Raw genomic sequence first — 21,065 nt, forward strand, 5'->3', positions numbered from 1 at the left:
GCCCCTCAGATTGCCGACGGGTGCTGTGCCAACGGCGTGACGTCGATCTCCATGTACTCGAAAAGCGGCAGGCCCCAGAGGATTTCGTGCAACCTGTCCGTGCTCTCCACATCGAAAATGCTGATGTTGGAGTACTTGCCGACGATGCGCCAGATGTGTTTCCACTCGCCGCCGCGCTGCAGCTTCTGGGAATAGGCCTTCTCGCGGGCGATGGTTTCCTGGCGGGTCTGCCGATCGAGCTCGCGCGGGATCCGCACGTCCATGCGTACCTCGAACAACATCAGGACTGCGGGTCGAGCACGAAGTTGTAGTTGATGGCGACGCTGCCGTCATCCTGCTGCTTGGGGTCCAGCACCAGCTCCGGCTTCACCGCGTCCGCGATGTCGTCCTCGTTGTGCGGGTCGCCCGGGAAGTACAGCTGCGCGGTGAGCAGTTCGTGCCCCGGAGCCGAGACCTTGACGTGCATGTGGGCGGGACGCCAGGCGTGCCATCCGGCGGCCGCGATGAGCTTCCCGCAGGAGCCGTCTGTCGGGATCTGGTAGGGCGCGGGCTGGATGGTGTGGATCTCGAAGTTGCCCTGCTCATCGGCGTGGAAGGTGGCGCGCAGGTTCCACTCGGGGATCCCGGGCGCGAACTGGCTGTAGAAGCCCTCGTTGTCCGCATGCCAGAGCTCCACCTTGCCCTGCAGGGGAGTGCCGTCCACCGAGGTGATGGTGCTCTTCCAGGTCAGCGGCGTGCCGGACTCGTCGTCGCGCATCGGGATCGTGTTGTCGACCGCGTCGGGCGCGTTCGGGACGTAGTAGGGCCCTTCGATGGTGCCCTTGTTGCCCTTGCGGTGCTCGGTCGCGACGTCCTCGACCACGTGCTCGATCCACACGTCGAGGAACAGTGGCCATTCGCCGTCCTGGCCGACCTGGATGAGCCACGCCTTCAGTGCGTTGTACTCGGCGTACGTCACCTTGTGCGTGCGGATGGTGTTGTGGATCGACTCCAGCACCTCGCGGGCGAGCTCGTTGACGCGCTCCGGCGGGACGTCCTTGACGGCCTCGTACGGTGACTTGTCGGTCTGGAAACGGTCGGTTGCGTTCGCCCCGGAAGCGGCCGCCGTTGCGACCTGGGTGTCGTGCGTGGTGGTCATGTCGTTCTCCTTCGATGGTGTTACTTGTTGTCGAGTCGGTAGTGCTGGAGCCGGTTTTCGTCGATCTCGATACCGAGCCCGGGTCCGGAGGGGACCACGAGCTGGCCGCCGCTGATCTGCAGGGGTTCGCTCAGGAGGTCGTCGCTCATGTCCAGGAAGTTGGACAGCTCGCCGGCCCGGCGGGACGTCAACTCGTATGCCGAGCCGAAGGCCACGGCGCAGGCGGTGCCGATCTGACCGTCGATCTGGTTGCCGATCACCACCTCGACCCCGAGCCCTTCGGCAAGGTGATGGATCCGCCGACTGGTCGTGAAACCGGTGCGGGCCGTCTTGATCGAGACCGCGGTTGCCGACCCGGCGAGGATCTCGCGCGTCACATCGGCGGCGGTCGGCACGGATTCGTCGGCGATCACCGGCAGGTCGAGTTGCTGCACGAGCCACCGGCGGCCGAGCACGTCGTCGGCCGGATTGAGTTCCTCGGCGAAGAGCAGGTCGAGGTCGGCCATCTCGCGCATCGCCTTCAGCGACTCCGCCGCCGTCCAGCCGCGGTTGCCGTCGACATACAGCTCGATGGTGTCCCCGAAGCGTTCGCGCAGTGCGCGGACGACCGCGGTGTCCAGCCGGACCGGCCGGCGGCCGACCTTCACCTTGAAGGTGCCGATCCCGTAGGTCTCGACCATCTTCTCCGCTTCGGCGACCATCGCAGCGGGCTCGTCGAAGCCGAGCATGTGGCTGACCCGCATCCGGTCGGTGAACCCACCGAGCAGGTCGGAGACCGGCAGGTCGAGCGTCTTGCCGAGGGCGTCCCAGATGGCCATGTCGATGGCCGCCTTGGCGGTCGGGTTGCCTACCGTGCGCCCGAGCCGGCTGTGCGCCTTCTCCCGTTCCAGCAGGGTCAGCCCCTCGACCTGCGGGGCGAAGATCGACTCGATGATCGCGACGATGCCCGCCTGGGTCTCGCCATACGTGAAGGGGCGTGGCGGGGCTTCGGCCACTCCGACGACGCCGTCGTCGGTGGTCACCCGGACCAGGACGTGCTCGGCGGTGTGCACCTCGCCGCTCGCGAAGTGCAGCGCTTTGGTGTAGGGGATGGCGAATGGAATCGCTTCAACGGCAGTGATTTTCACGCCTGCTCCTGCGATGGGAAGGCGGCCGGGTCGGTGTAGAAGTCATGGGCCTCGAGCGTGTCGAGAACCGACGAGACGAGGGGTGACGGCTCGTCGGTGCGCCACGCGAGCGAGAGGTCGATGCTGGCTGCGTCCTGCACGTCGCGGAAGACGACTCCGTGCAGCTGCATGCTGCGCACCGACTCGGGCGCGAGCGTGACGCCGAGTCCGGCTCCGACGAGTGCCAGCGCCGCAGCCGTGCTGACTGCACGTTGGGTGATGGTCGGCGTGAAGCCGGCGCTTCGGCACGTGGCGAGCATGGCCTCGTAGACGATCGACCTGGTGTCGGCATACGCCACGAAGTCCTCCGGCGCCAGATCGGCCAGCTCCAGACCGGACTCCTGGGCCAGACGATGATCGGCCGGCAGCGCGAGGATGAGCGGCTCATCCAGGATGTGTCGCGTCTCGATCCCGGCTTCCAGGACGGGCGTGCGCAGCACCCCGAGGTCCAGGCGGCCGTCGAGCAGTAGCTCGATCTGGTTCGGAGTCAGCAGGTCCGTGTGGACCTCGAGCGCGACGGCCGGGTGGGCCGACCTGATCAGCCGGGTGAGGCGTGACATCTGGGTGAACGCGCTCGTCCCGGTGAAGCCGAGTCGCAGCAGGCCGCTGTGCCCGCCGGCGATGTTGCGTGCGCCATCGACCGACGCGTCGAGATCGGCGAGGATCCGGCGCACTTCCTGATGGAAGAACGCGCCGGCGTCAGTGAGCTCGACCGTCCGCGTGGTCCGAATGAACAGCTGCACGTCCAAGTCGGCTTCCAGCCGCCGGATGGCTTGGGAGAGAGCCGGTTGCGCCAGATGCAGGCGTTCGGCCGCCTGCCCGAAGTGGCACAGATCGGCCACTGCATCGAAGTACCGCAGCTGCCGGAGGTCCATCCCGGTCATCTCCCTTCGGGGGTGGCGTAGGTCATGTTCACCAGCCCACGCTAGGGCGCCGATTGGGCCAAGACAATGACTAATTATCAGGTTATTGATAACTCGCAGGCATGTAATCGGGTGCCTAGTCAGCACTAGGCATTTGCCTGGTGTGACCTGGGACACGGTGTGATGAAGTGCCTGGATCAGTGCCGCAGCGACCTGGAGGACCGACGTGACCGAGATGCTGGAAAGCCTGAGCAGCAAGCTGGACAACGCCGTGATCGATGATCCGGCCACCGGGACGTTCCGGGCCAACCGCGGGATCTTCACCGACGAGCAGATCTTCGAACTGGAGATGAAGCACATCTTCGAGGGGAACTGGCTCTACCTGGCCCACGAGAGCCAGATCCCGAACAACGGCGACTACTTCACGACCTACATCGGCCGCCAGCCGATCGTGATCACCCGGTCCAAGGACGGCCGGCTCAACTGCCTGATCAACGCGTGTGCCCATCGCGGCGCCATGCTCTGCCGGCGCAAGACCGACAACCGGCCGACCCTGACGTGCCCGTTCCACGGGTGGACCTTCCGCAATGACGGCACCCTGCTGAAGGTCAAGGACCCCGACGACGCGGGCTACCCCGACACGTTCAACACCGAGGGCTCCCACAACCTGACGAAGGTCGCGAGGTTCGACTCCTACCGCGGCTTCCTCTTCGGCAGTCTCAATCCGGATGTCGTCAGCCTGGAGGAGCACCTGGGCGACACCACGAAGGTGATCGACATGCTCGTCGACCAGTCGCCGGATGGGCTGGAAGTGCTGCGCGGCTCCTCGACATACACCTACGACGGCAACTGGAAGGTCCAGGCGGAGAACGGCGCCGACGGTTACCACGTGACCGCGACGCACTGGAACTACGCCGCCACCACCTCCCGGCGGAACACCGGCGAGTCCAAGAACACCACCAAGACCCTGGACGCCGGGCAGTGGGGCAAGTCCGGTGGCGGGTACTGGTCCTATCCGAACGGCCACCTGTGCCTGTGGACCTTCGCGGGCAATCCGCAGGACCGACCGCTGTGGGACCGGATGGACGAGCTGAAGAAGGAATTCGGCGACGCCAAGGGCGAGTTCATGGTGACCGGATCCCGCAACCTGTGCCTCTACCCGAACGTCTACCTGATGGACCAATTCTCCACGCAGATAAGGCATTTCCGGCCGATCGCGCCCGACAAGACCGAGGTCACGATCTACTGCATTGCACCGAAGGGCGAGAGTGCCGAGGCGCGTGCCTGGCGGATCCGGCAGTACGAGGACTTCTTCAACGCCTCGGGTATGGCGACACCGGACGACCTGGAGGAGTTCCGCTCCTGCCAACTGACCTTCCGCGCCACGGCGGCGCCCTGGAACGACATGAGCCGCGGTGCGCAGCACTGGATAACCGGCCCGGATGAGGTCGCCACGTCGCTCGGTATGGACGGTGTCATCTCCGCGGGTGCGAAGAACGAGGACGAGGGGCTCTACCCGGTCCAGCACGGCCACTGGCTGAAGACGATGCGCGAGGCGATCGCCGCGGAAGAAGTGGCCCTGACGCAGCAGACGCATCAGACGAGGGAGGCGTGAGCGATGACCTCTGTCGAGAACGCAACAAGCACAACGGGTTCGGCGCTCATCACGCAGAACGTCATCGAACAGTTCCTCTATCGCGAGGCGCGACTGCTCGATGACCGGGAGTTCGAGAAATGGCTCGGCTGCTATGCCGACGACGTCGTCTACTGGATGCCGGCCTGGGGTGATGACGACCTGCTCACCGAGGACCCCCAGACCGACATCTCGCTGATCTACTACGGCAACAAGGGTGGTCTGGAGGACCGGGTCTTCCGCATCCGGACCGAACGGTCGTCAGCGACGTCGCTACCCGAGCCGCGCACCAGTCACAACATCAGCAACGTCGAGGTCATCGAGCGCCGCGGCGACTTGGTCGACATCCGGTTCAATTGGCACACGATGTATTTCCGGTACAAGACGATCGACCCCTATTACGGGACGTCGTTCTACACGATCGACTTCTCCGGCCAGCAACCGCTGATCCGGCGCAAGACCGTGATCCTCAAGAACGACTACATCCACCACGTCGTCGACATCTACCACATCTGAGCGAGTTGCCATGTCTGTCACCGAAACCGGCGCTGCGGCGACGCACCAGGTCGCCCTGTCCTTCGAGGACGGTGTGACCCGCTTCATCACCTGTCGACCGGATCAGACGGTCGCCGATGCGTCATACCGGCAGCGGATCAACATTCCGCTCGATTGCCGTGACGGCGCCTGCGGCACGTGCAAGGCGCTGTGCGAGTCGGGTGAGTATGACGGCGGCGATTACATCGACGATGCGTTGTCCGATGACGAGGCGGCGCAGGGCTACGCGCTCCCGTGCAGCATGCGACCGAAGTCGGATCTCGTGCTGCAGATCGCCAGCACCTCCGAGGTCGCCAAGACCAGGGCCGCCACCTACACAGGGACGATCACCGCACTCGACCGGCTGTCCCCGAGCACCCTGGAGTTGAAGGTCGAGTTGCCCAATCGGGATGAACTCGCTTTTTTCCCAGGGCAATACGTCAACATTGACGTGCCGGGTGCGGACGCGAAGCGTTCCTACTCGTTCAGCAACGCACCCGACGAGGAGGAGCTCAGCTTCCTGGTCAAGCTCAGCCCCGGCGGGGTGATGTCGGACTACCTGACCGAGCGCGCCTCCGTGGGCGACGAGATCTCGCTGACCGGTCCGCACGGGTCCTTCTTCCTGCGCGAGACGGACCGTCCCGTGCTGCTGCTCGCCGGTGGCACCGGCCTGGCACCGATCCTGTCGATGCTGCGCAAGCTGGCCGCGGACGGAAGCGACCGCACGGCGCACCTGGTCTATGGCGTCAGCACAGATGACGACCTCGTGTCCCTGGACGAGTTGCGCACTCTCGCCGACAAGCTGCCCGGATTCACCTGGGATCACTGTGTTTCCGCGCCGGACAGCGAAGCTGAGCACAAGGGTCATGTCACCGATCTGATCCGTGGTGAGCATCTGCACGACGGTGATGTGGCGCTGTATCTGTGCGGCCCGCCCGCAATGGTTGAGTCGGTGCGGCAGGGCGTTTCGTCGCTCGGCGTCGAACCGACCGGGTTCTACTACGAGAAGTTCGCCCTGGCCGCTGCCGCCGGCGGCGCTGATGTGACGACCGCGGCGCGTGCAGCCGTCGCAGCCGAGCAGCCGGAGGAAGAGGAGTTGCTTCCCGCGCCCGATGCGCGCGGCATAGCCGGACGGGAGATGCTGCCCGGCCGGGATCTTCCGCCGCTCGTTGCCGTCCCGGCGGCGGTCGACGACGGTGACGCCATACGAGCGATCGGTGGGCAGAAGCTCTTCGCGGCTGTCGCTGAGGTGGCCCCGGGTGCCGAATCGCAACCGGCGCAACCGGTTCCGGTGGCGGGTGCTGCCGTGGCGGAGACGGCCTCGGATGGCTACCAGATCGGTGAGGAGCATCCGGACATCGATTCCTCGGATGCGATCTTCGAGGCACGTGAGGCGTTGGAGCTGGGTGCGCTGGAGTTGGTGATCGGCCGCTTGTCGTCCGGGCAGCTCACCGGCTACCGGTTACTGGCGGAGTCGACGGTGCCGTATGTCGAGGGTGATCGCTTCGTGGATGCGGCGGCATACACCGACACGAATGCGGCGTTCCATGATTACTTGTTCGCGCTGACCGGTAACGAGCATCTGTTGCGGGCGTACCAGGCGTTGGGTGTCAAGGGTCGTATGTCGGAGGTGCTGGCGAACGCGACGTGGTGCAATCCGCGGTGTGCGACGGACCATGTCGAGATCGTCGAGGCGTTCGAGGCCGGTGACCGCACCACCGCACAGCGGTTGATCATCGAGCACGCGGGCCGGTCGAAGGAGACCATGCGCCGGGCGATGGCGGACACGGCCGCGCAGGTGAAGCCGCGGTTCATCACGCCGGGTAGGTTCGCCGGTCAGGTGGTGGTGGTGACTGGTGCGGCGCAGGGGATCGGCGCGCAGGTGGCCCGGCGGGTCAGTGCCGAGGGCGGCCGGGTTGTGGTGGCCGATCGTTCCGAGCTGGTGCAGGAGATCGCGACCGAGTTGCGCGATGGTGCGGGCTGCTTGCCGGTGCGGTGCGACCTGGAGAGTTACGCCGGGGCCACGGATCTGGTGCAGCGGGCGGTCGCCGAGTTCGGTCGGGTGGACGTGTTGATCAACAATGTCGGCGGTGCGATCAACTTCAAGCCGTTTACCGAGTTCACCGATGCCGAGATCGAAGCGGAGATCCAACGGTCGCTGATGACAACGCTTTTCGCGTGCCGTGCGGCTTTGCCGGCGATGGTCCATCAGGGCGAAGGCGTGATCGTCAACGTGTCGTCGGCGGCGACGCGTGGGATCCATCGCATCCCCTACTCGGCGGCGAAGGGCGGCATCAACGCGATCACTCAGTCGCTGGCGATGGAGTATGCCGGCAGTGGTATCCGGGTCGTGGCCACGGCGCCGGGGGGCACGGATGCGCCGCCGCGGCGGATCTCGCGTGGCACCCCGGTGCCACGCACCGAGCAGGAGAAGGCGTGGTTCCAGGCGCACATCGATCAGACGCTCGCGTCGGCGCCGATGCACCGTTACGGCACGCTGGACGAGCAGGCGGCGGCGATCACCTTCCTGGCGTCGGCCGAGTCGTCATACATCACCGGTGTGGTGCTTCCGGTCGCCGGCGGTGATCTCGGCTGACGCGCGTGGGCCGCCGTACGCCGCAACCGTCGTACGGTGGCACGGTGGACATTCCGCCGACGATCGTCCCGACCCGGCGACTCGAGCTCGAGGCGCTGGTCGACGTGGTCGGTTCCTGCGCGGATCCATCGGCAGCGGTGCTGGTCACGGGCGCCTCCGGTAGCGGATCGACCACCTTTGCAAAGGGTTTCGCCGGCTTGTGCACACCCGGTGGGAGGGTCGATGCGGCCGAGGTCAGGCGCCTGGCCGGCCTGCCGTGGGCGACGGGGTCGCAGGGTGACGGCCTGCGAGGGCTGCTGGTGGACCCATCGGCCGACCCGGTGGTGGCGGCCTCCCGGCTGGTCGACACGATCGCCCCCAGCTCCCACCGATGGGACTGCGTGCTGCTGGTGTCGAACGCACACCTGGTCGACCGCGCCACCATCGAGGGCCTGCTCAGCGCCATCCGATTGAGCGCACGAGCGCAACTTCTGGTCGTGCTCGACTGGACGGAGCCACTGCATCCGGGTGCGCCGTTGTCCGCGCACCAGCACGGGGACCGGGGCCGGGCCAACCTGTACGAGAACCTGTATGACGACGTCCGGTCCGCTGCCCATCTGGTCGTCGAGCTCGCACCGCTCACGACAGATGACGTCGCCATGATGGCCGAGCGGCTGCGGGTCATCGTGCCTGCCGCCGAGACCGCGCATCTGGTCCGTCATACGGGTGGCAATGCACGGATGGTGGTCGAGTTGCTGCGCGAGATCGCACCCACGGATTGGCTGACGACGCGCTTCGACCTTCCTGCACCGTCGAGTGTGCGGCGAGCGGTCCGCGCCTGGTCGGCGGGTGCGACGCCGGATGCGGCACGGCTGGTGGATGCCATTGCCGTGTTGGAGGAAGGCGACCGCCTGGCCGGTCGGATCCTGGTCCACGTTGCGGAGCAGGTCGCGGGAGTGGAGGCAACGCCGGCCACCATGACACAGGTGCTCAGGGGAGGGTTGGTCGTCCAACTCGACACGGAGGCAACGTTGTTGCGGATGCGCGACAACGTCACGCGCCGGGCGATCCTCGACGAGCTCGGGCCGATGGAACGCACGCAGATGCACGCCCGCGCCGCGGTAATGGTCGAGGATCCGGCCAGTTGCCTGCGGCATCGGTGGTTCGCCGGCGGCCCGATCGATGACGAACTGGCCGAGCAACTCGCTCGGCATGCCGGAGCGGCGGCCTCGTCGGGCGAGTGGGCGACGGCGGGGGAGTTGCTCGAGCTGGCCGCGCGGGCGACCAGTGACCCTGACACCGCCGGCGCCCGATTGGTCGAGTCCACCGACGCACTGGTCGGCGCCGGCGACATCCCGGGCGCGTCACGCCACCTTGCGGAGCTCGAGTCGTTGCGCGAGACACCACGCCGGAACGCGGTGCTGGGCTACCTGGCGATCGTGCGGGGACGGTCCAGTGAGGCGGACAGCCGCCTGAACCGTGCGTGGGAGCTGGCCAACCCACGTAGGGATGCCGCCACGGCAGCGCTCATCGCACAACGTTACGTGCTGCACAGTCTGGCGAACTGCCAAGCAGGAGAGCTGGTTTCGTGGGCCGATCGCGCCTTGGAGCTGGCCGATGGCAATACGCCGGCAGCTGTCGAGGCCGCGGCCATCAGGGGTCTCGGCAACGCGGTGGTCGATGCACCGGCAGCCGAGCTGCTCCGCTACGACGAGCTCATCGCCACGCTCTCGGAGGGTGCGGTGGCCGCGCGGGTCCGGATGGCCGCAGGCTGGCTGCGGCTGGCCACGGACAGTCCGCGACAGGCCCGCGACGAGCTGGAACGCGCGGTCCCGACCGACCACCTCGGCGGCTCCCTGCGGATCTCGCTGTGGGCTCGTGCGTGGCTGGCCCGGGTGCAGTTCCTCACCGGCGACTGGACCACCGCACTCCACACGGCCACCACTGGTGCCGGACTCGCGGACAGCTCCGGTATGGCGCTGCTCGCTCCCTTGCTGCACTGGACGCGGGCACAGGTCTACACACTGCGCGGCGACTGGCCGATGGCGGAGCGATGCCTGCGGCAAGGCTCGGTCAGCCAACACGACTACCCGATCATGAGAGTCCCGGCCGCACTCGGGCAAGCGGCGTTGCATGAGGCACGCGCCGACTACCCGGCAGTCGTGCGGACCCTGGCATTCCTGACCGAGCCGTGGGCCGAGGAGTGGGTTGCCGGCCCCGGCTTCTGGCCATGGGCCGACGTCTACGCCAATGCGCTCGTCGTGTCGGGACAGTTGGATCAGGCCGACCGCTTCCTGCGGCCGCACGAAGAGCGCGCTGCTGCGGCGGAACTCGGGTCCGCCATCGGCCGGCTCGCCTATGCCAGGGGCCGCTGGCACGGCCAGCACGGCGATCTCGATGCCGCGCGTGAGCGGTTCACCACCGCCATCGACCTGATCGCTGAGCTGCCGTATCCCTACGACCTGGCGCGCGCCCACTTCGCCTTCGGCCAGACACTGCGCCGGGCCGGTCGGCGTGCGGAAGCTGACGCCGTGTTGTCCACTGCCCGTGAGCAATTCGCCCGCCTGGGTGCCGCGACCTACGTTCGGCGGTGCGACCGCGAGCTCGCTGCCGGCGGTGTCAACGCGCAGCGGACGAAGAACGCTCACTCGGATGTGCTGACGCCGCAGGAGTCGGCCGTGGCCTCTCTCGTGGCGCAGGGGCGCTCCAACAAGGACGTGGCGGCTGAACTCTTCCTGTCGGTGAAGACCGTGCAGTATCACCTGACTCGTGTCTACGCGAAGTTCGGTGTGCGATCACGCTCCCAGCTGGCTGCACAGTGGTCCGCAGGTGACGAGGACAGCCCTACGTCAACTCCCGTATGACGGCGAGAGCGCGCACCAGGTGCGGCTCGTGCCGATCGGCTCGGTGCGCCACGGCCAGCGATACCGTCCGGGCGGGTCGCACGAGCGGCCGGTAGATGACGCCTTCCAACTGCAGGGCACTGACCGGCTCCGGGACGATCGCGACCCCGAGGCCACCGGCGACCAGCGTTACCAGTGTTGAGGTTTCGCCGACCTCGTGCCGGATGTGCGGTTCGATCCCGGCTTCGCGCAGGATGCCGAGCGTCACGTCATACATCATCGATCGGCGGTGGGCGGAATGGATGATGAGGTCGCTGCCGGCGAGCTGCTTGACCCGCACCCGATCCGTCGCAGCCAGCGGATGGCTTGCGGGCAGGGCGACCACGAGTCGGTCCTGCCGAAGCTGCACCACGGTCAGGCCGAGGTCGGCGATGGGCGGCCGCAGCAGCGCCAGATCGATGTCCCCGTTGCGCAGTGCGGTGACCTGGTCCGGGACGAGCATCTCGCCACGGAAAGCGAAGTCGACGCCGGGGAGCTCGATGGCCAGGCCACGCGACAGTTGTGGAAGGAGCGAATAGGTGGCCGAGCCGACACAGCCGAGCACCAGATGACCCACGGTCCCGGCAGCCACCTGCCGCGCGTGGTCCGAGGCGCTGCTGAGTTCCTCGAGGATGCCACGAGCTCGCTCGAGATATGCCTGGCCTGCAGCGGTGAGGGCGACGTGGCGGGTGCTGCGTCGCAGCAGCTGGACGCCGAGCTCGGACTCGAGTTGCCGAATCGCCTGGGACAGCGGCGGTTGGGCCATGTGCAGGCGTTCCGCGGCACGGGTGAAGTGCTCCTCCTCGGCGACGGCGATGAAGTAACGCAGGTGACGGATATCCATATGCACAGGCTCTTAATCAGTGGTGAAAGCGATACTTCAGAATATCTGAGCACCCCGGTACTTTCGTTATATGAGTGCATACATCTACGCAGCGCGGCGGACGCCGTTCGGCAAGTTCAACGGCGGTCTTGCCGGTGTGCGCCCCGACGACCTCGCGGCGCACGCGATTCGCGCGGTCCTGGCCGACGTTCCGGGGCTCGACCCGGCGGCGATCGACGATGTCGTCTGGGGCAATGCGAACGGCGCGGGGGAGGAGAACCGCAACGTCGGTCGGATGGCGGCACTCCTTGCCGACCTGCCGACCTCGGTGCCGGGCACGACGATCAACCGGCTGTGTGGTTCGGGACTGGACGCCGCGATGATGGCGAGCCGGCAGATCGAGACCGGCGATGCCGACATCGTGCTCACCGGCGGCGTGGAGTCGATGACCCGCGCGCCCTGGGTGTTGCCCAAACCGGATCGTGCCTTCCCTGCGCGCGACATGACCGCCGTGTCGACCACGCTCGGCTGGCGGCTGGTCAATCCGGCGATGCCCAAGGAGTGGACCGTCAGCCTCGGCGAGGGCAACGAGCAACTGCAGGAGCGCTTCGGGATCTCGCGTGCACAGCAGGACGAGTTCGCGGTCCGATCGCACGAACGTGCCCACGCCGCATGGGAATCCGGCTTCTACGACGACCTCGTCACCCCGGTGACACCCCCGAAGGGGGACGCCGTGGTCCGCGATGAGTCGATCCGGCCGTCGAGCACGGTCGAGTCGCTCGCGGGACTGAAACCCGCATTCCGCCCGGACGGCACGATCACGGCCGGCAACGCGTCACCGCTCAACGACGGAGCCTCGTCGGTGTTGCTCGGCTCCGAAGCAGCAGCGAAGACCCTCGGCGTCGACCCGATCGCTCGCATCGTCGGGCGCGGCACGATGGCGCTGGAGCCGCAAGCCTTCGGCTACGCACCGGTTGAGGCCGCGAACCGCGCACTCGCCCGCGCGGGCATCGGTTGGGACCAGGTCGGTGCGGTCGAGCTCAACGAAGCGTTCGCCGTGCAGTCGCTCGCGTGCGTGGGTGTCTGGCCGATCGATCCGGCGATCGTCAACACGCGTGGTGGCGCGATCGCTATCGGTCACCCGCTCGGCGCCTCCGGCGGGCGCATCCTGGCGACCCTCGCCAAGGTGCTTCGTGAGGACAAGCAGCGGTATGGCGTCGCCGCGATCTGCATCGGCGTCGGTCAGGGACTTGCCGTCGTCCTGGAGAACCCCGAGGCGGTCTCATGAGTGCCGCCGAGGTCTATGAAACCGTCGACGAGGCAGTGGCCGGCGTCGAGGACGGATCCACCGTGCTGGTGGGCGGATTCGGCCTGGCAGGTATGCCGTTCGACCTCATCGACGGGCTCATCAGGCAGGGCGCGAAGGACCTCACCGTCGTGTCCAACAACGCCGGCAACGCCGAGGTCGGCCTGGCTGCGCTGCTGAAGGCGGGCCGGGTTCGCAAGGTCGTCTGTTCCTTCCCGCGGCAGGTCGATTCGTACGTCTTCGACGAGCTCTATCGCGCGGGCAAGGTCGAGCTCGAGGTCGTTCCGCAGGGCAACCTCGCCGAGCGGATGCGAGCCGCCGGGGCGGGCATCGGACCGTTCTACTGTCCGACCGCCGTCGGCACACCGCTCGCCGAGGGCAAGGAGAGCCGGGTCTTCGACGGTCGCGAGTACCTGCTCGAGCACCCGATCAAGGCCGACTACGCGCTGATCTCCGCGCATCGATCGGATCAGCTGGGAAACCTGGTCTACCGCAAGACGGCCCGCAACTTCGGACCGGTGATGGCGACCGCGGCCACCACCACGATCGTGCAGGTCGGCGAAGTGGTCCCGACCGGCTCGCTGGATCCGGAAGCCGTTGTCACACCGTCGATCTACGTCGACCGGATCGTCCGTGTCGACGCGCGTCAGTACACCGTGGAGGGGGCACGATGAGTGAGGCCATCGAGACCATCGAGCAGCTCGACAGAGGACCACTCGACAAGGACGAGCTCGCCGCCGTCGTCGCCGGCGACATCCCGTCCGGTGCCTTCGCGAACCTCGGCATCGGCCAGCCGACCAAGGTCGCCGATCACCTGCGACCCGAGCAACGGGTGACCCTGCACACTGAGAACGGCATGCTGGGCATGGGCCCGAAGGCGGTCGGGGATGCGGTCGATCCCGACCTGACCAATGCCGGCAAGGTCCCGGTGACCGAGCTTCCGGGAGCGGCGTACTTCCACCACGCCGATTCCTTCGCGATGATGCGCGGCGGCCACCTGGACGTGTGTGTGCTCGGCGCCTACCAGGTCTCGACCCACGGCGACCTCGCGAACTGGCACACCGGGGCACCGGGCGCGGTCCCCGCCGTCGGCGGCGCCATGGACCTCGCCATCGGTGCCCGACAGGTCTTCGTCATGATGTCGCTCTTCACCAAAACGGGTGAGTCCAAGGTGGTGCGCGAGTGCACCTACCCGTTGACCGGGGTGGGCTGCGTATGCCGGATCTACAGCAACGAGGCGGTGATCGACGTGGGGCCGGATGGTGCGCACATCCGCCGGACCTGGGGGACGAGCGCCGCAGATCTCGCCCAGCGGCTCGGCTTGTGACGCGCTGACGGCGTACCGGGTCAGGTACTCGGGCCCCGGCCGTCCGCGTCATCCAGCACGCGTTGGGCGATGCGGAAGGCCGTATTGGCGTCGGGGACGCCGCAGTAGATCGCGCTCTGCAGCAGCACCTCCTTGATCTCCTCGACGGTGAGCCCGTTGGTGCGCGCGGCGCGCACGTGCATCCCGAGTTCCTCGTGGTGGCCGCGCGCGACCAGGGCGGTGAGGACCGCGATCGAACGGTCGCGTCGTGCCAGACCGGGTCGGGTCCAGATACTGCCCCATGCGTAGTCGGTGATGAACTCCTGGAAGTCGCGTGTCAGGTCGGTGATCGCGGCCGTCGCCCTGTCGACGTGCGCGTCGCCGAGCACCTCCCGGCGCACAGTCATGCCGGCGGCAGACCGGTCGTCGATCGTGGTGGGAGCCATGGGGATTCGGGCGATCTCGCGGATGGCGCGTGCGATCTCCTCCGGCGCCTCCACCGGCGCCTGATGCCCGACCCGATCGAGGACGATGAGGCGTCCATCGGCCACTCCGTGCGCGAGTGCGGCCATTCTCGCGACGGGCGCAGATTCGTCATACGCGCCGGCGATCGCGGTCACCGGCGCCGAGATGCGGTGCAGCTCGGAGCGAATGTCGAAGTCGGCCAGTGCATCACACACCGCGGCGTAGCCGAAGCGATCCGCTTCCTGCAGGGAATGCAGCAACGCTGCCACGGCAGAGGGTTGCCGCTCGAGGAACCCGGGACCGAACCACCGGCGCGCGGAACCCTCGACCATGATGGGAGTGCCTGAGGTCCGGACCTTTTCGGCCCGGTCGTGCCACATGGCGGTGTCCGCGAACCGGGGCACGCTGCACGCGATCACGGCGGCACGGACCCGCTCGGGGTGATCGAGCAGCAGTTGCTGCCCGACCGCGCCGCCGACCGAGTCGCCGGCATACAGAAAGCTTCCGGCCGGCTCGCCCCGCTCGCCCAGGACACCGTCGACGAATGCGAGGACCGCATCGGCCAGCTCGCCCATGGTGAACGAGCCCTCCGGTGCTGCAGTGTTGTAGCCGTGCCCGGGCAGATCCCATGCGACGACATGGAATTCACCGCCGAGCAACTCAGCGGCGGTCGACCACAGGGCCGTCGCCGAGGTGCCCAGCGAGGGCCCGCAGACGAGGAGCGGCAGCTCGGCGGATCCGCCCAGCTGCACTCCGGTAATCGCGGGGACGGTCATCGGGAGCCTCCTGATCGGGCACGCTCCAGGATCGCGTCGATGATCGCGTCCGAGCTGCCGAGGTAATGGGTGGGGTCGAAGTCGTCGCCGGCCGCGCCGACGAAACCGGCGAGGCTGCGTTGCTCGGCGAGCAGGATCGAGCCCGCCGACTCGACGAGTCGGGTCATCCGGCCGGTGTCGACGTGCAGTCCGGCCAGCAGTTCCGCTGTCTGCGCGGCCGCCGTCACCGTATGGCGACCCAGTGTCGCGATCGTCGACCACTCGGTGTGCCACGCGCCGTCTGCCCGCTCATCGACGGATTCCGTTGCAGCCAGGTGCAATTGGGCGGCATGCCCGGGTGCAGTGAGGGCTGCCCGCCGGATCAGCACCGACAGGATCGGGTTCACCTTGTGCGGCATGGTGGACGACCCGCCACGCCCGGCCTCCGCCGGTTCGGCGAGTTCGGCGATCTCGGGGCGGGCGAGTACGAGGACGTCACGGGCGAGCCGCCCCCAGGCATCGGTGGCTCGGGTCAGGGCGTCCGACACCCGGGTGATCGGCGCACGCGAGGTGTGCCACGGCGGTGACCAGGGAAGGCCGAGCCGGTCGGCGGCTACCCGGGCCAGCGAGACGGCGTCACCGGCTCCGTCGGTCAGCTGCAGCAGCAGACTCGGACCGGCCAAGGTGCCCGCGGCACCCCCGAACTGGGCCGGCAGCCGATCGCGTGCGTCACGCAGGTCATCGCGTGCATCGAGTATGCCGTGCAGCCACTGAGCTGCCTTGAGCCCGAACGTGATCGGCACCGCGTGCTGGGTGAGCGTACGACCTGCCATGACGGTCGATCGATGATGCTCCGCGAGTCCGGTCAACGCGCTCACCTGGTCGTCGATCAGCTCCAGGACCGAGCCGACGCACCGGTGGAGTCCGAGGACGATCGCGGTGTCGAGGGTGTCCTGGCTGGTCAGACCACGGTGCAGCCATCTCCCCGCCTCCGGATGGTCGTCGGCCAGCCGGTCGCGGACCAGACCGAGCAGTGGGATGACCGGGTTGCCACCGGCTTCCGCCTGCACCGCGATGTCCTGCGGATCGATTGCGCCGACAACGCTTTCGAGATCGTCGACAATAGCGAGTGCGGGGGCGACCCCGGCCCGGACCAGGGCAGCCAGCCATGCCTCCTCGACGCGCAGCATGTCGCGGATCAGCTCCGCGTCGGTGAGGTGGTCTCCAGCCCGGTGGTCACCCGGCCAGCGCAGGTCGGCCATCAGTCGCTGCCGAAGCCGAGGAAGACCGTCTCGTCCCGGCCCTGCAGGTGTATGTCGAACACCAGGCCGTGCTCGTCGGCGCGTGCGACGAGCGTGCTGCGACGGTCCTGCGGCACCTTCGACAGAAGAGGGTCAGCGGCGGTGGCTGCGTCATCGAGCGGTAGGTAGGCCCGGGTCAGGAGCCGGTGCAGCAGTCCGCGCGCGAAGACGGTGACCGCGAAGAACGGGGCTGCGCCGTCACGGGTCGGGCCGGGCCGAACCGTCGTGAACGAGTAGTGCCCCTCGGGATCGACAGCCACCCTGCCGAAGCCGGTGAACGTCCAGCCATCCCTCGCCCGTGATCCCGAATCCTGTGGCACCACGCCGTTTTCGTCCGCCTGCCAGATCTCGATCAGCGCGTCGGGGATCGGCTCGCCGGCGCCGTCATACACCGTGCCGTGCAGCCGTATGGCGTGCGGATGACTCACCGGAACGAGGTCGCCTCCTCCGTCATACGGGAGTGCGTAGCCGAAGAACGGGCCGACCGTCTGCCCTGGCGTGGGTGCTGGGTGACTCATGTTCAGCTCTCCTCCATCGGGGTGGGGTGACTGCCGGTCAGGACGATGTCCCAGGTGTAGCCGGTTGCCCACTCGTGCTGCGTGACGTCGTGGTCGTAGGTGGCAACCAGCCGTTCGCGGGCCACCGGGTCGACGACGGACTGATAGATCGGGTCGAGCGCGAAGAGCGGATCGCCCGGGAAATACATCTGGGTCACGAGCCGCTGGGTGAAGTCGGTGCCGAAGAGCGAGAAATGGATGTGCGCGGGTCGCCACGCGTTGTGGTGGTTCTTCCACGGGTAGGGACCCGGCTTGATCGTGGTGAAGGTGTAACGCCCCTCGTCGTCGGTGATCGTGCGGCCGACACCGGTGAAGTTGGGGTCGATCGGCGCCGGATGCTGATCGCGCAAGTGGATGTAGCGTCCTGCCGCATTCGCCTGCCAGACCTCGACGAGCTGGCGACGCACCGGCCGTCCGTCACCATCGAGCACCCGGCCCGTGACGACGATGCGTTCCCCGATCGGCTCGCCGCTCGCCTGAATGGTCAGATCCGCCTCGGCGGCACCGATGTCGCGTTGGCCGAAGACGGGCGCGTAGAGCTCGATCGTCTCCGGGTCGGCGTGCTGGATCGCCTTGGTGGGGTGACGCAGCAGACTGCTGCGGTATGGCGCGTAGTCCAACCGGGGCTGCGTCTCGACCGCCGTGCCACCGGCGTAATCGCTTGCAATGGCTGCGATTTCGGCCGTGATGTCCGCCTGGCTGGACGACGCCGAGTCGGAGTCGGCGGTCGGTGAGGACTGCTTCTTGTTCTCGGTCACGCTGCGACGGTAGCGGCGATGGAGCATCGTCGGCTTGCTTGATCTTCCACTGACCGGAAACATGATCGGTATGGCCGGAAACTCCTCCGTCGCGGGACGCTCGGTGACGAGCCGTGCCCTAGCGCTGCTCGGAGCGTTCGACGAGCGTCATCGCCAGCTCAGCCTGAGTGAGCTCGCCGCTCGCTCCGAACTTCCGCTGGCCACGGCGCATCGGCTGGTCAACGAGCTCGTCGACTGGGGCGCCCTGGCGCGCACACCATCGGGCTACGTGGTCGGCCGCCGCCTGTGGGACGTCGGCCTGCTCGCCCCCGTCAACACCGGGTTGCGCGAGGTCGCCGCGCCATACCTGCACGATCTGTATGGCGCGACCCTGGCCACCGTGCACCTGGCTGTCCGGGACGGCCGGCACGCGTTGTATGTCGAGCGGTTGTCCGGGCACGCGTCGGTGCCCGTGGTGAGCACTGTCGGCTCCCGACTTCCGTTGCACGCCACCGGAGTTGGCAAGGTCCTGCTCGCCTTCGCACCGGAGGAGCTCCGCCGGCAGGTCCTCTCGGATCTGCCACGGGTGACCCGCTACACGATCAGCGAACCGGGCCGGTTGCAGCGGCAACTGGACAAGGTGCGGGCAGATGACTTCGCCACGACGCAGGAGGAGATGAGCCTGGGCGCGTGCTCTGCGGCGGTGCCCGTGCGGGTGGGTGAGTCGGTGGTGGCCTCCCTCGGTGTCGTGGTGCCGACGCTCAAGCGGGACCAGGCGCGACTCGTGAGTGCGATGCAGGTCGCTGCGCGTGGCATCGGGCGGAGTCTGCGGCCGGTGTGAGGCGGGTTGCTTCCGCTGAACGGAAGGAGCACATGGCGCCGGCGCTCGTCGCGTCCCCAGAATGCGAGACATGCCAACACGCACCCCGGAACGTACCCAGATCGGCATCGTCGGAGCAGGCCCCGCCGGACTGATGCTCTCGCACCTGCTCAGCCGTGCCGGGATCGAGTCGGTCGTCATCGACCTGCGTAGCCGGGAGGAGATCGAGCACGCCCACCGCGCCGGGATCCTCGAGCAGGGCTCGGTCGACCTGCTGGTCGACACGGGTGTCTCCGATCGGGTGCACCGGGACGGTTACCGGCACGACGGCATCGAGCTCGCGTTCGATGGCGGCGGACACCGCATCGACTTCCAAGGCCTGGCAGGGGCTTCCACCCAGCTCTACCCGCAGACCGACGTCTTCATGGACCTCGCCGATGCACGCCGGCGGGACGGTGGGGACGTGCGGTTCTCCGTCTCGGACGTCTCGGTCGACGAGCTGACCGGCGACTCGCCGGTCATGCGATTCACCGACGCCGACGGCGTCCTACGAGAGGTGCGCGCGGACTTCCTGGTCGGGGCCGACGGGTCGCGCAGTGTTTGCCGGCATCAGGTTCCGCAGGCGGACTGCACGCAGTACTTCCGCGAATACCCCTTCGCGTGGTTCGGCATACTGACCGAGGCTCCGCCCAGTGCGCCCGAACTGATCTACAACCACTCGCCGCACGGGTTCGCGCTCATCAGCCAGCGGACCGAAACGCTGCAACGCATGTATTTCCAGTGCGATCCGAGTGAGAACGTCGACGACTGGTCCGACGATCGCATCTGGGATCAGTTGCAGACCCGCTTGGGTGCCAACGGCTACAGCCTCAAGGAGGGGCCGATCACGTCCAAGACGGTGCTGCCCTTCCGCAGTTTCGTGCAGGAGCCCATGCATCACGGCCGGATGGCGCTCGCCGGCGACGCGGCGCACACCGTGCCACCGACCGGCGCCAAGGGGCTCAACCTGGCTCTCGCGGATGTGCGGGTGCTCGCCGAGGAACTCGAGCGCGCGGTGCGCTCGAGCGACCCGGCGCCGCTGGTCACCTACACGCAGCGTGCCGTCGCCCGCGTGTGGAAGGCACAGCACTTCTCCTACTGGATGACCACGATGCTGCATACCCTGCCCGACGCCACCCCGTTCGACACGCGCCGTCAGGAGGGCGAGCTGGCCTCGGTCACCGGGTCCGTCGCCGGCTCGACCTATCTTGCTGAGGCCTACACGGGCTGGCCGACGAGCAAGTGAACACCATTCTGGTCCAACGTAATTCGGTCATATCCTCGGGTCGGCCGGTGATGACGCTGGACGTGCAGCGGCGCACCCACAAGAATTGCGCCGTCGGGGGCCACCCGGGCCTCCCGAAGGGAGCACATCATGGCCAACCACGCCTACGGGCTTTCGGAGATCGTCGGCACGTCACCGGAAGGCATCGAGAGTGCCATCAACAACGCGGTGTCCCGGGCGGGCAGTACGGTGCGGAATCTCGACTGGTTCGAGGTGCAGGGCATCCGCGGGCAACTGGACGGCGACAAGGTCGTTCATTGGCAGGTGACGGTCAAGGTCGGCTTCCGCATCGACGAGTAGGGATCGACGAGTAGGGATCGGCGAGTAGGGCCGGCCAGGTTTTAGGTCGCACGGTTGGCCCGTGGTCGACCCGTTGTGTGCGATTGTTGAGGTCGCATGCTGGCGTGTTCTGTACCTTCTGCGGGCGAGTACCACGTCCATCGCATCCTCGCGGGCATTACTGATCAGTTCTTTAAGAAGTCTTGAAGGTCTTGACGGTTACATTCCCGTAAGCGGGCTTATAGCGTGGGAGGCCGCCGGGGCTTGACCTGGCGGACAAAGAATCCGCGCGACGAAAGGGAATTACCCATGAGTCAGAACGACGAGTTCGGGCAGAACCAGGACGGCGACAGCCAGTCCGGGCAGGGCTACGACCAGGGCCAGGGTGGTCAGGACTCCGGTCAGGGTGACGGTGGCTTCGGTGGCGGTCAGGGCCAGGGTGGTCAGGACAGCCAGGGCGGCGGCTTCGGCGGCGGCGACCAGGGTGGCCAGGACTCGGGTCAGGGTGACGGTGGCTTCAGTGGCGGTCAGGGCCAGGGTGGTCAGGACAGCCAGGGCGGCGGCTTCGGTGGCGACGACCAGGGCAGCCAGGGTGGTCAGG

General features: G+C 67.5%; 20 protein-coding genes. 11 read left to right on the top strand and 9 right to left on the bottom strand.

All coding sequences use genetic code 11. From position 1 onward, the window contains the following. Positions 1-5 precede the first annotated feature (5 nt). From catC to VG502_RS05110, 4 genes are read right to left on the bottom strand one after another with little or no spacing between them, the layout of a single operon-like run. A complete protein-coding gene (catC, locus tag VG502_RS05095) occupies positions 6-281 on the bottom strand; it encodes a muconolactone Delta-isomerase (RefSeq protein WP_325548942.1) in 276 nt (91 codons plus the stop codon). After that, the gene (gene catA, locus VG502_RS05100; protein WP_325548943.1) at positions 281-1,138 is read right to left on the bottom strand and encodes a catechol 1,2-dioxygenase; all 858 of its coding nucleotides are present in this window, start codon (positions 1,136-1,138) and stop codon (positions 281-283) included. The genes catC and catA overlap by 1 nt, the downstream gene beginning before the upstream one ends. Positions 1,139-1,158: 20 nt before the next feature. After that, on the bottom strand, positions 1,159-2,265 hold the full coding sequence (locus VG502_RS05105) for a mandelate racemase/muconate lactonizing enzyme family protein (RefSeq protein WP_325548944.1): 1,107 nt from the start codon (positions 2,263-2,265) through the stop codon (positions 1,159-1,161). Further along, entirely contained in the window at positions 2,262-3,179 is a 918-nt protein-coding gene (locus tag VG502_RS05110) for a LysR substrate-binding domain-containing protein (RefSeq protein WP_325548945.1), read from the bottom strand. The genes VG502_RS05105 and VG502_RS05110 overlap by 4 nt, the downstream gene beginning before the upstream one ends. Positions 3,180-3,402: 223 nt before the next feature. Between VG502_RS05110 and benA the strand changes: the two genes are divergently transcribed. The 4 genes from benA to VG502_RS05130 are packed head-to-tail and all read left to right on the top strand — an operon-like array spanning position 3,403 to position 10,773. Beyond that, positions 3,403-4,782: a benzoate 1,2-dioxygenase large subunit gene (benA, locus tag VG502_RS05115; RefSeq protein WP_325548961.1), complete on the top strand. Its 1,380-nt coding sequence runs from the start codon at positions 3,403-3,405 to the stop codon at positions 4,780-4,782. Between the two features lie 3 nt (positions 4,783-4,785). Next, the gene (benB, locus tag VG502_RS05120) at positions 4,786-5,316 is read left to right on the top strand and encodes a benzoate 1,2-dioxygenase small subunit (protein ID WP_325548946.1); all 531 of its coding nucleotides are present in this window, start codon (positions 4,786-4,788) and stop codon (positions 5,314-5,316) included. A gap of 10 nt (positions 5,317-5,326) precedes the next feature. Then, positions 5,327-7,930, top strand: a complete 2,604-nt coding sequence (gene benC / locus VG502_RS05125) for a benzoate 1,2-dioxygenase electron transfer component BenC (protein WP_325548947.1) — start codon at positions 5,327-5,329, stop codon at positions 7,928-7,930. Positions 7,931-7,974: 44 nt separating this feature from the next. Then, positions 7,975-10,773 (top strand): helix-turn-helix transcriptional regulator, encoded by a 2,799-nt coding sequence (locus VG502_RS05130; protein ID WP_325548948.1) that lies wholly within the window; start codon positions 7,975-7,977, stop codon positions 10,771-10,773. On the opposite strand, the gene VG502_RS05135 is transcribed toward VG502_RS05130, so the two are convergent. After that, complete coding sequence (locus VG502_RS05135; protein ID WP_325548949.1) at positions 10,754-11,635, bottom strand: LysR substrate-binding domain-containing protein; 882 nt, start codon at positions 11,633-11,635, stop codon at positions 10,754-10,756. The two genes, VG502_RS05130 and VG502_RS05135, sit on opposite strands and share 20 nt — an antisense overlap. Before the next feature lie 70 nt (positions 11,636-11,705). On the opposite strand from VG502_RS05135, the gene VG502_RS05140 reads away from it, so the two are divergent. Genes VG502_RS05140 through VG502_RS05150 form a run of 3 tightly spaced genes read left to right on the top strand, consistent with a single transcriptional unit; the run spans position 11,706 to position 14,247 of the window. Continuing rightward, complete coding sequence (locus tag VG502_RS05140; protein ID WP_325548950.1) at positions 11,706-12,902, top strand: thiolase family protein; 1,197 nt, start codon at positions 11,706-11,708, stop codon at positions 12,900-12,902. Next, the gene (locus VG502_RS05145) at positions 12,899-13,594 is read left to right on the top strand and encodes a 3-oxoacid CoA-transferase subunit A (RefSeq protein WP_325548951.1); all 696 of its coding nucleotides are present in this window, start codon (positions 12,899-12,901) and stop codon (positions 13,592-13,594) included. The genes VG502_RS05140 and VG502_RS05145 overlap by 4 nt, the downstream gene beginning before the upstream one ends. Next, a complete protein-coding gene (locus VG502_RS05150) occupies positions 13,591-14,247 on the top strand; it encodes a 3-oxoacid CoA-transferase subunit B (protein ID WP_325548952.1) in 657 nt (218 codons plus the stop codon). Before VG502_RS05145 ends, VG502_RS05150 begins: the two co-directional genes overlap by 4 nt. 20 nt (positions 14,248-14,267) lie before the next feature. Here VG502_RS05150 and pcaDC read toward each other — a convergent pair whose 3' ends face one another. The 4 genes from pcaDC to pcaH are packed head-to-tail and all read right to left on the bottom strand — an operon-like array spanning position 14,268 to position 18,062. After that, positions 14,268-15,467 (bottom strand): bifunctional 3-oxoadipate enol-lactonase/4-carboxymuconolactone decarboxylase PcaDC, encoded by a 1,200-nt coding sequence (gene pcaDC, locus VG502_RS05155; RefSeq protein ID WP_325548953.1) that lies wholly within the window; start codon positions 15,465-15,467, stop codon positions 14,268-14,270. Next, positions 15,464-16,708, bottom strand: a complete 1,245-nt coding sequence (locus VG502_RS05160) for a lyase family protein (protein WP_325548954.1) — start codon at positions 16,706-16,708, stop codon at positions 15,464-15,466. Before VG502_RS05160 ends, pcaDC begins: the two co-directional genes overlap by 4 nt. Next, positions 16,708-17,265, bottom strand: a complete 558-nt coding sequence (pcaG, locus tag VG502_RS05165) for a protocatechuate 3,4-dioxygenase subunit alpha (RefSeq protein ID WP_325548955.1) — start codon at positions 17,263-17,265, stop codon at positions 16,708-16,710. The genes VG502_RS05160 and pcaG overlap by 1 nt, the downstream gene beginning before the upstream one ends. Positions 17,266-17,267: 2 nt before the next feature. Next, positions 17,268-18,062, bottom strand: coding sequence for a protocatechuate 3,4-dioxygenase subunit beta (gene pcaH / locus VG502_RS05170; protein WP_325548956.1), 795 nt, complete (start codon positions 18,060-18,062; stop codon positions 17,268-17,270). Positions 18,063-18,096: 34 nt separating this feature from the next. Between pcaH and VG502_RS05175 the strand changes: the two genes are divergently transcribed. The 4 genes from VG502_RS05175 to VG502_RS05190 all read left to right on the top strand — a co-directional run. Beyond that, on the top strand, positions 18,097-18,882 hold the full coding sequence (locus VG502_RS05175; RefSeq protein ID WP_325548957.1) for an IclR family transcriptional regulator: 786 nt from the start codon (positions 18,097-18,099) through the stop codon (positions 18,880-18,882). A gap of 70 nt (positions 18,883-18,952) precedes the next feature. Further along, positions 18,953-20,146 (top strand): 4-hydroxybenzoate 3-monooxygenase, encoded by a 1,194-nt coding sequence (locus VG502_RS05180; protein ID WP_325548958.1) that lies wholly within the window; start codon positions 18,953-18,955, stop codon positions 20,144-20,146. Positions 20,147-20,275: 129 nt separating this feature from the next. After that, complete coding sequence (locus VG502_RS05185) at positions 20,276-20,485, top strand: dodecin (protein ID WP_325548959.1); 210 nt, start codon at positions 20,276-20,278, stop codon at positions 20,483-20,485. A gap of 288 nt (positions 20,486-20,773) precedes the next feature. Then, a partial coding sequence (locus VG502_RS05190; RefSeq protein ID WP_325548960.1) for a hypothetical protein occupies positions 20,774-21,065 on the top strand: 292 nt, incomplete at its 3' end.

This window comes from Flexivirga sp., from assembly GCF_035551235.1.
Classification (GTDB): domain Bacteria; phylum Actinomycetota; class Actinomycetes; order Actinomycetales; family Dermatophilaceae; genus Flexivirga.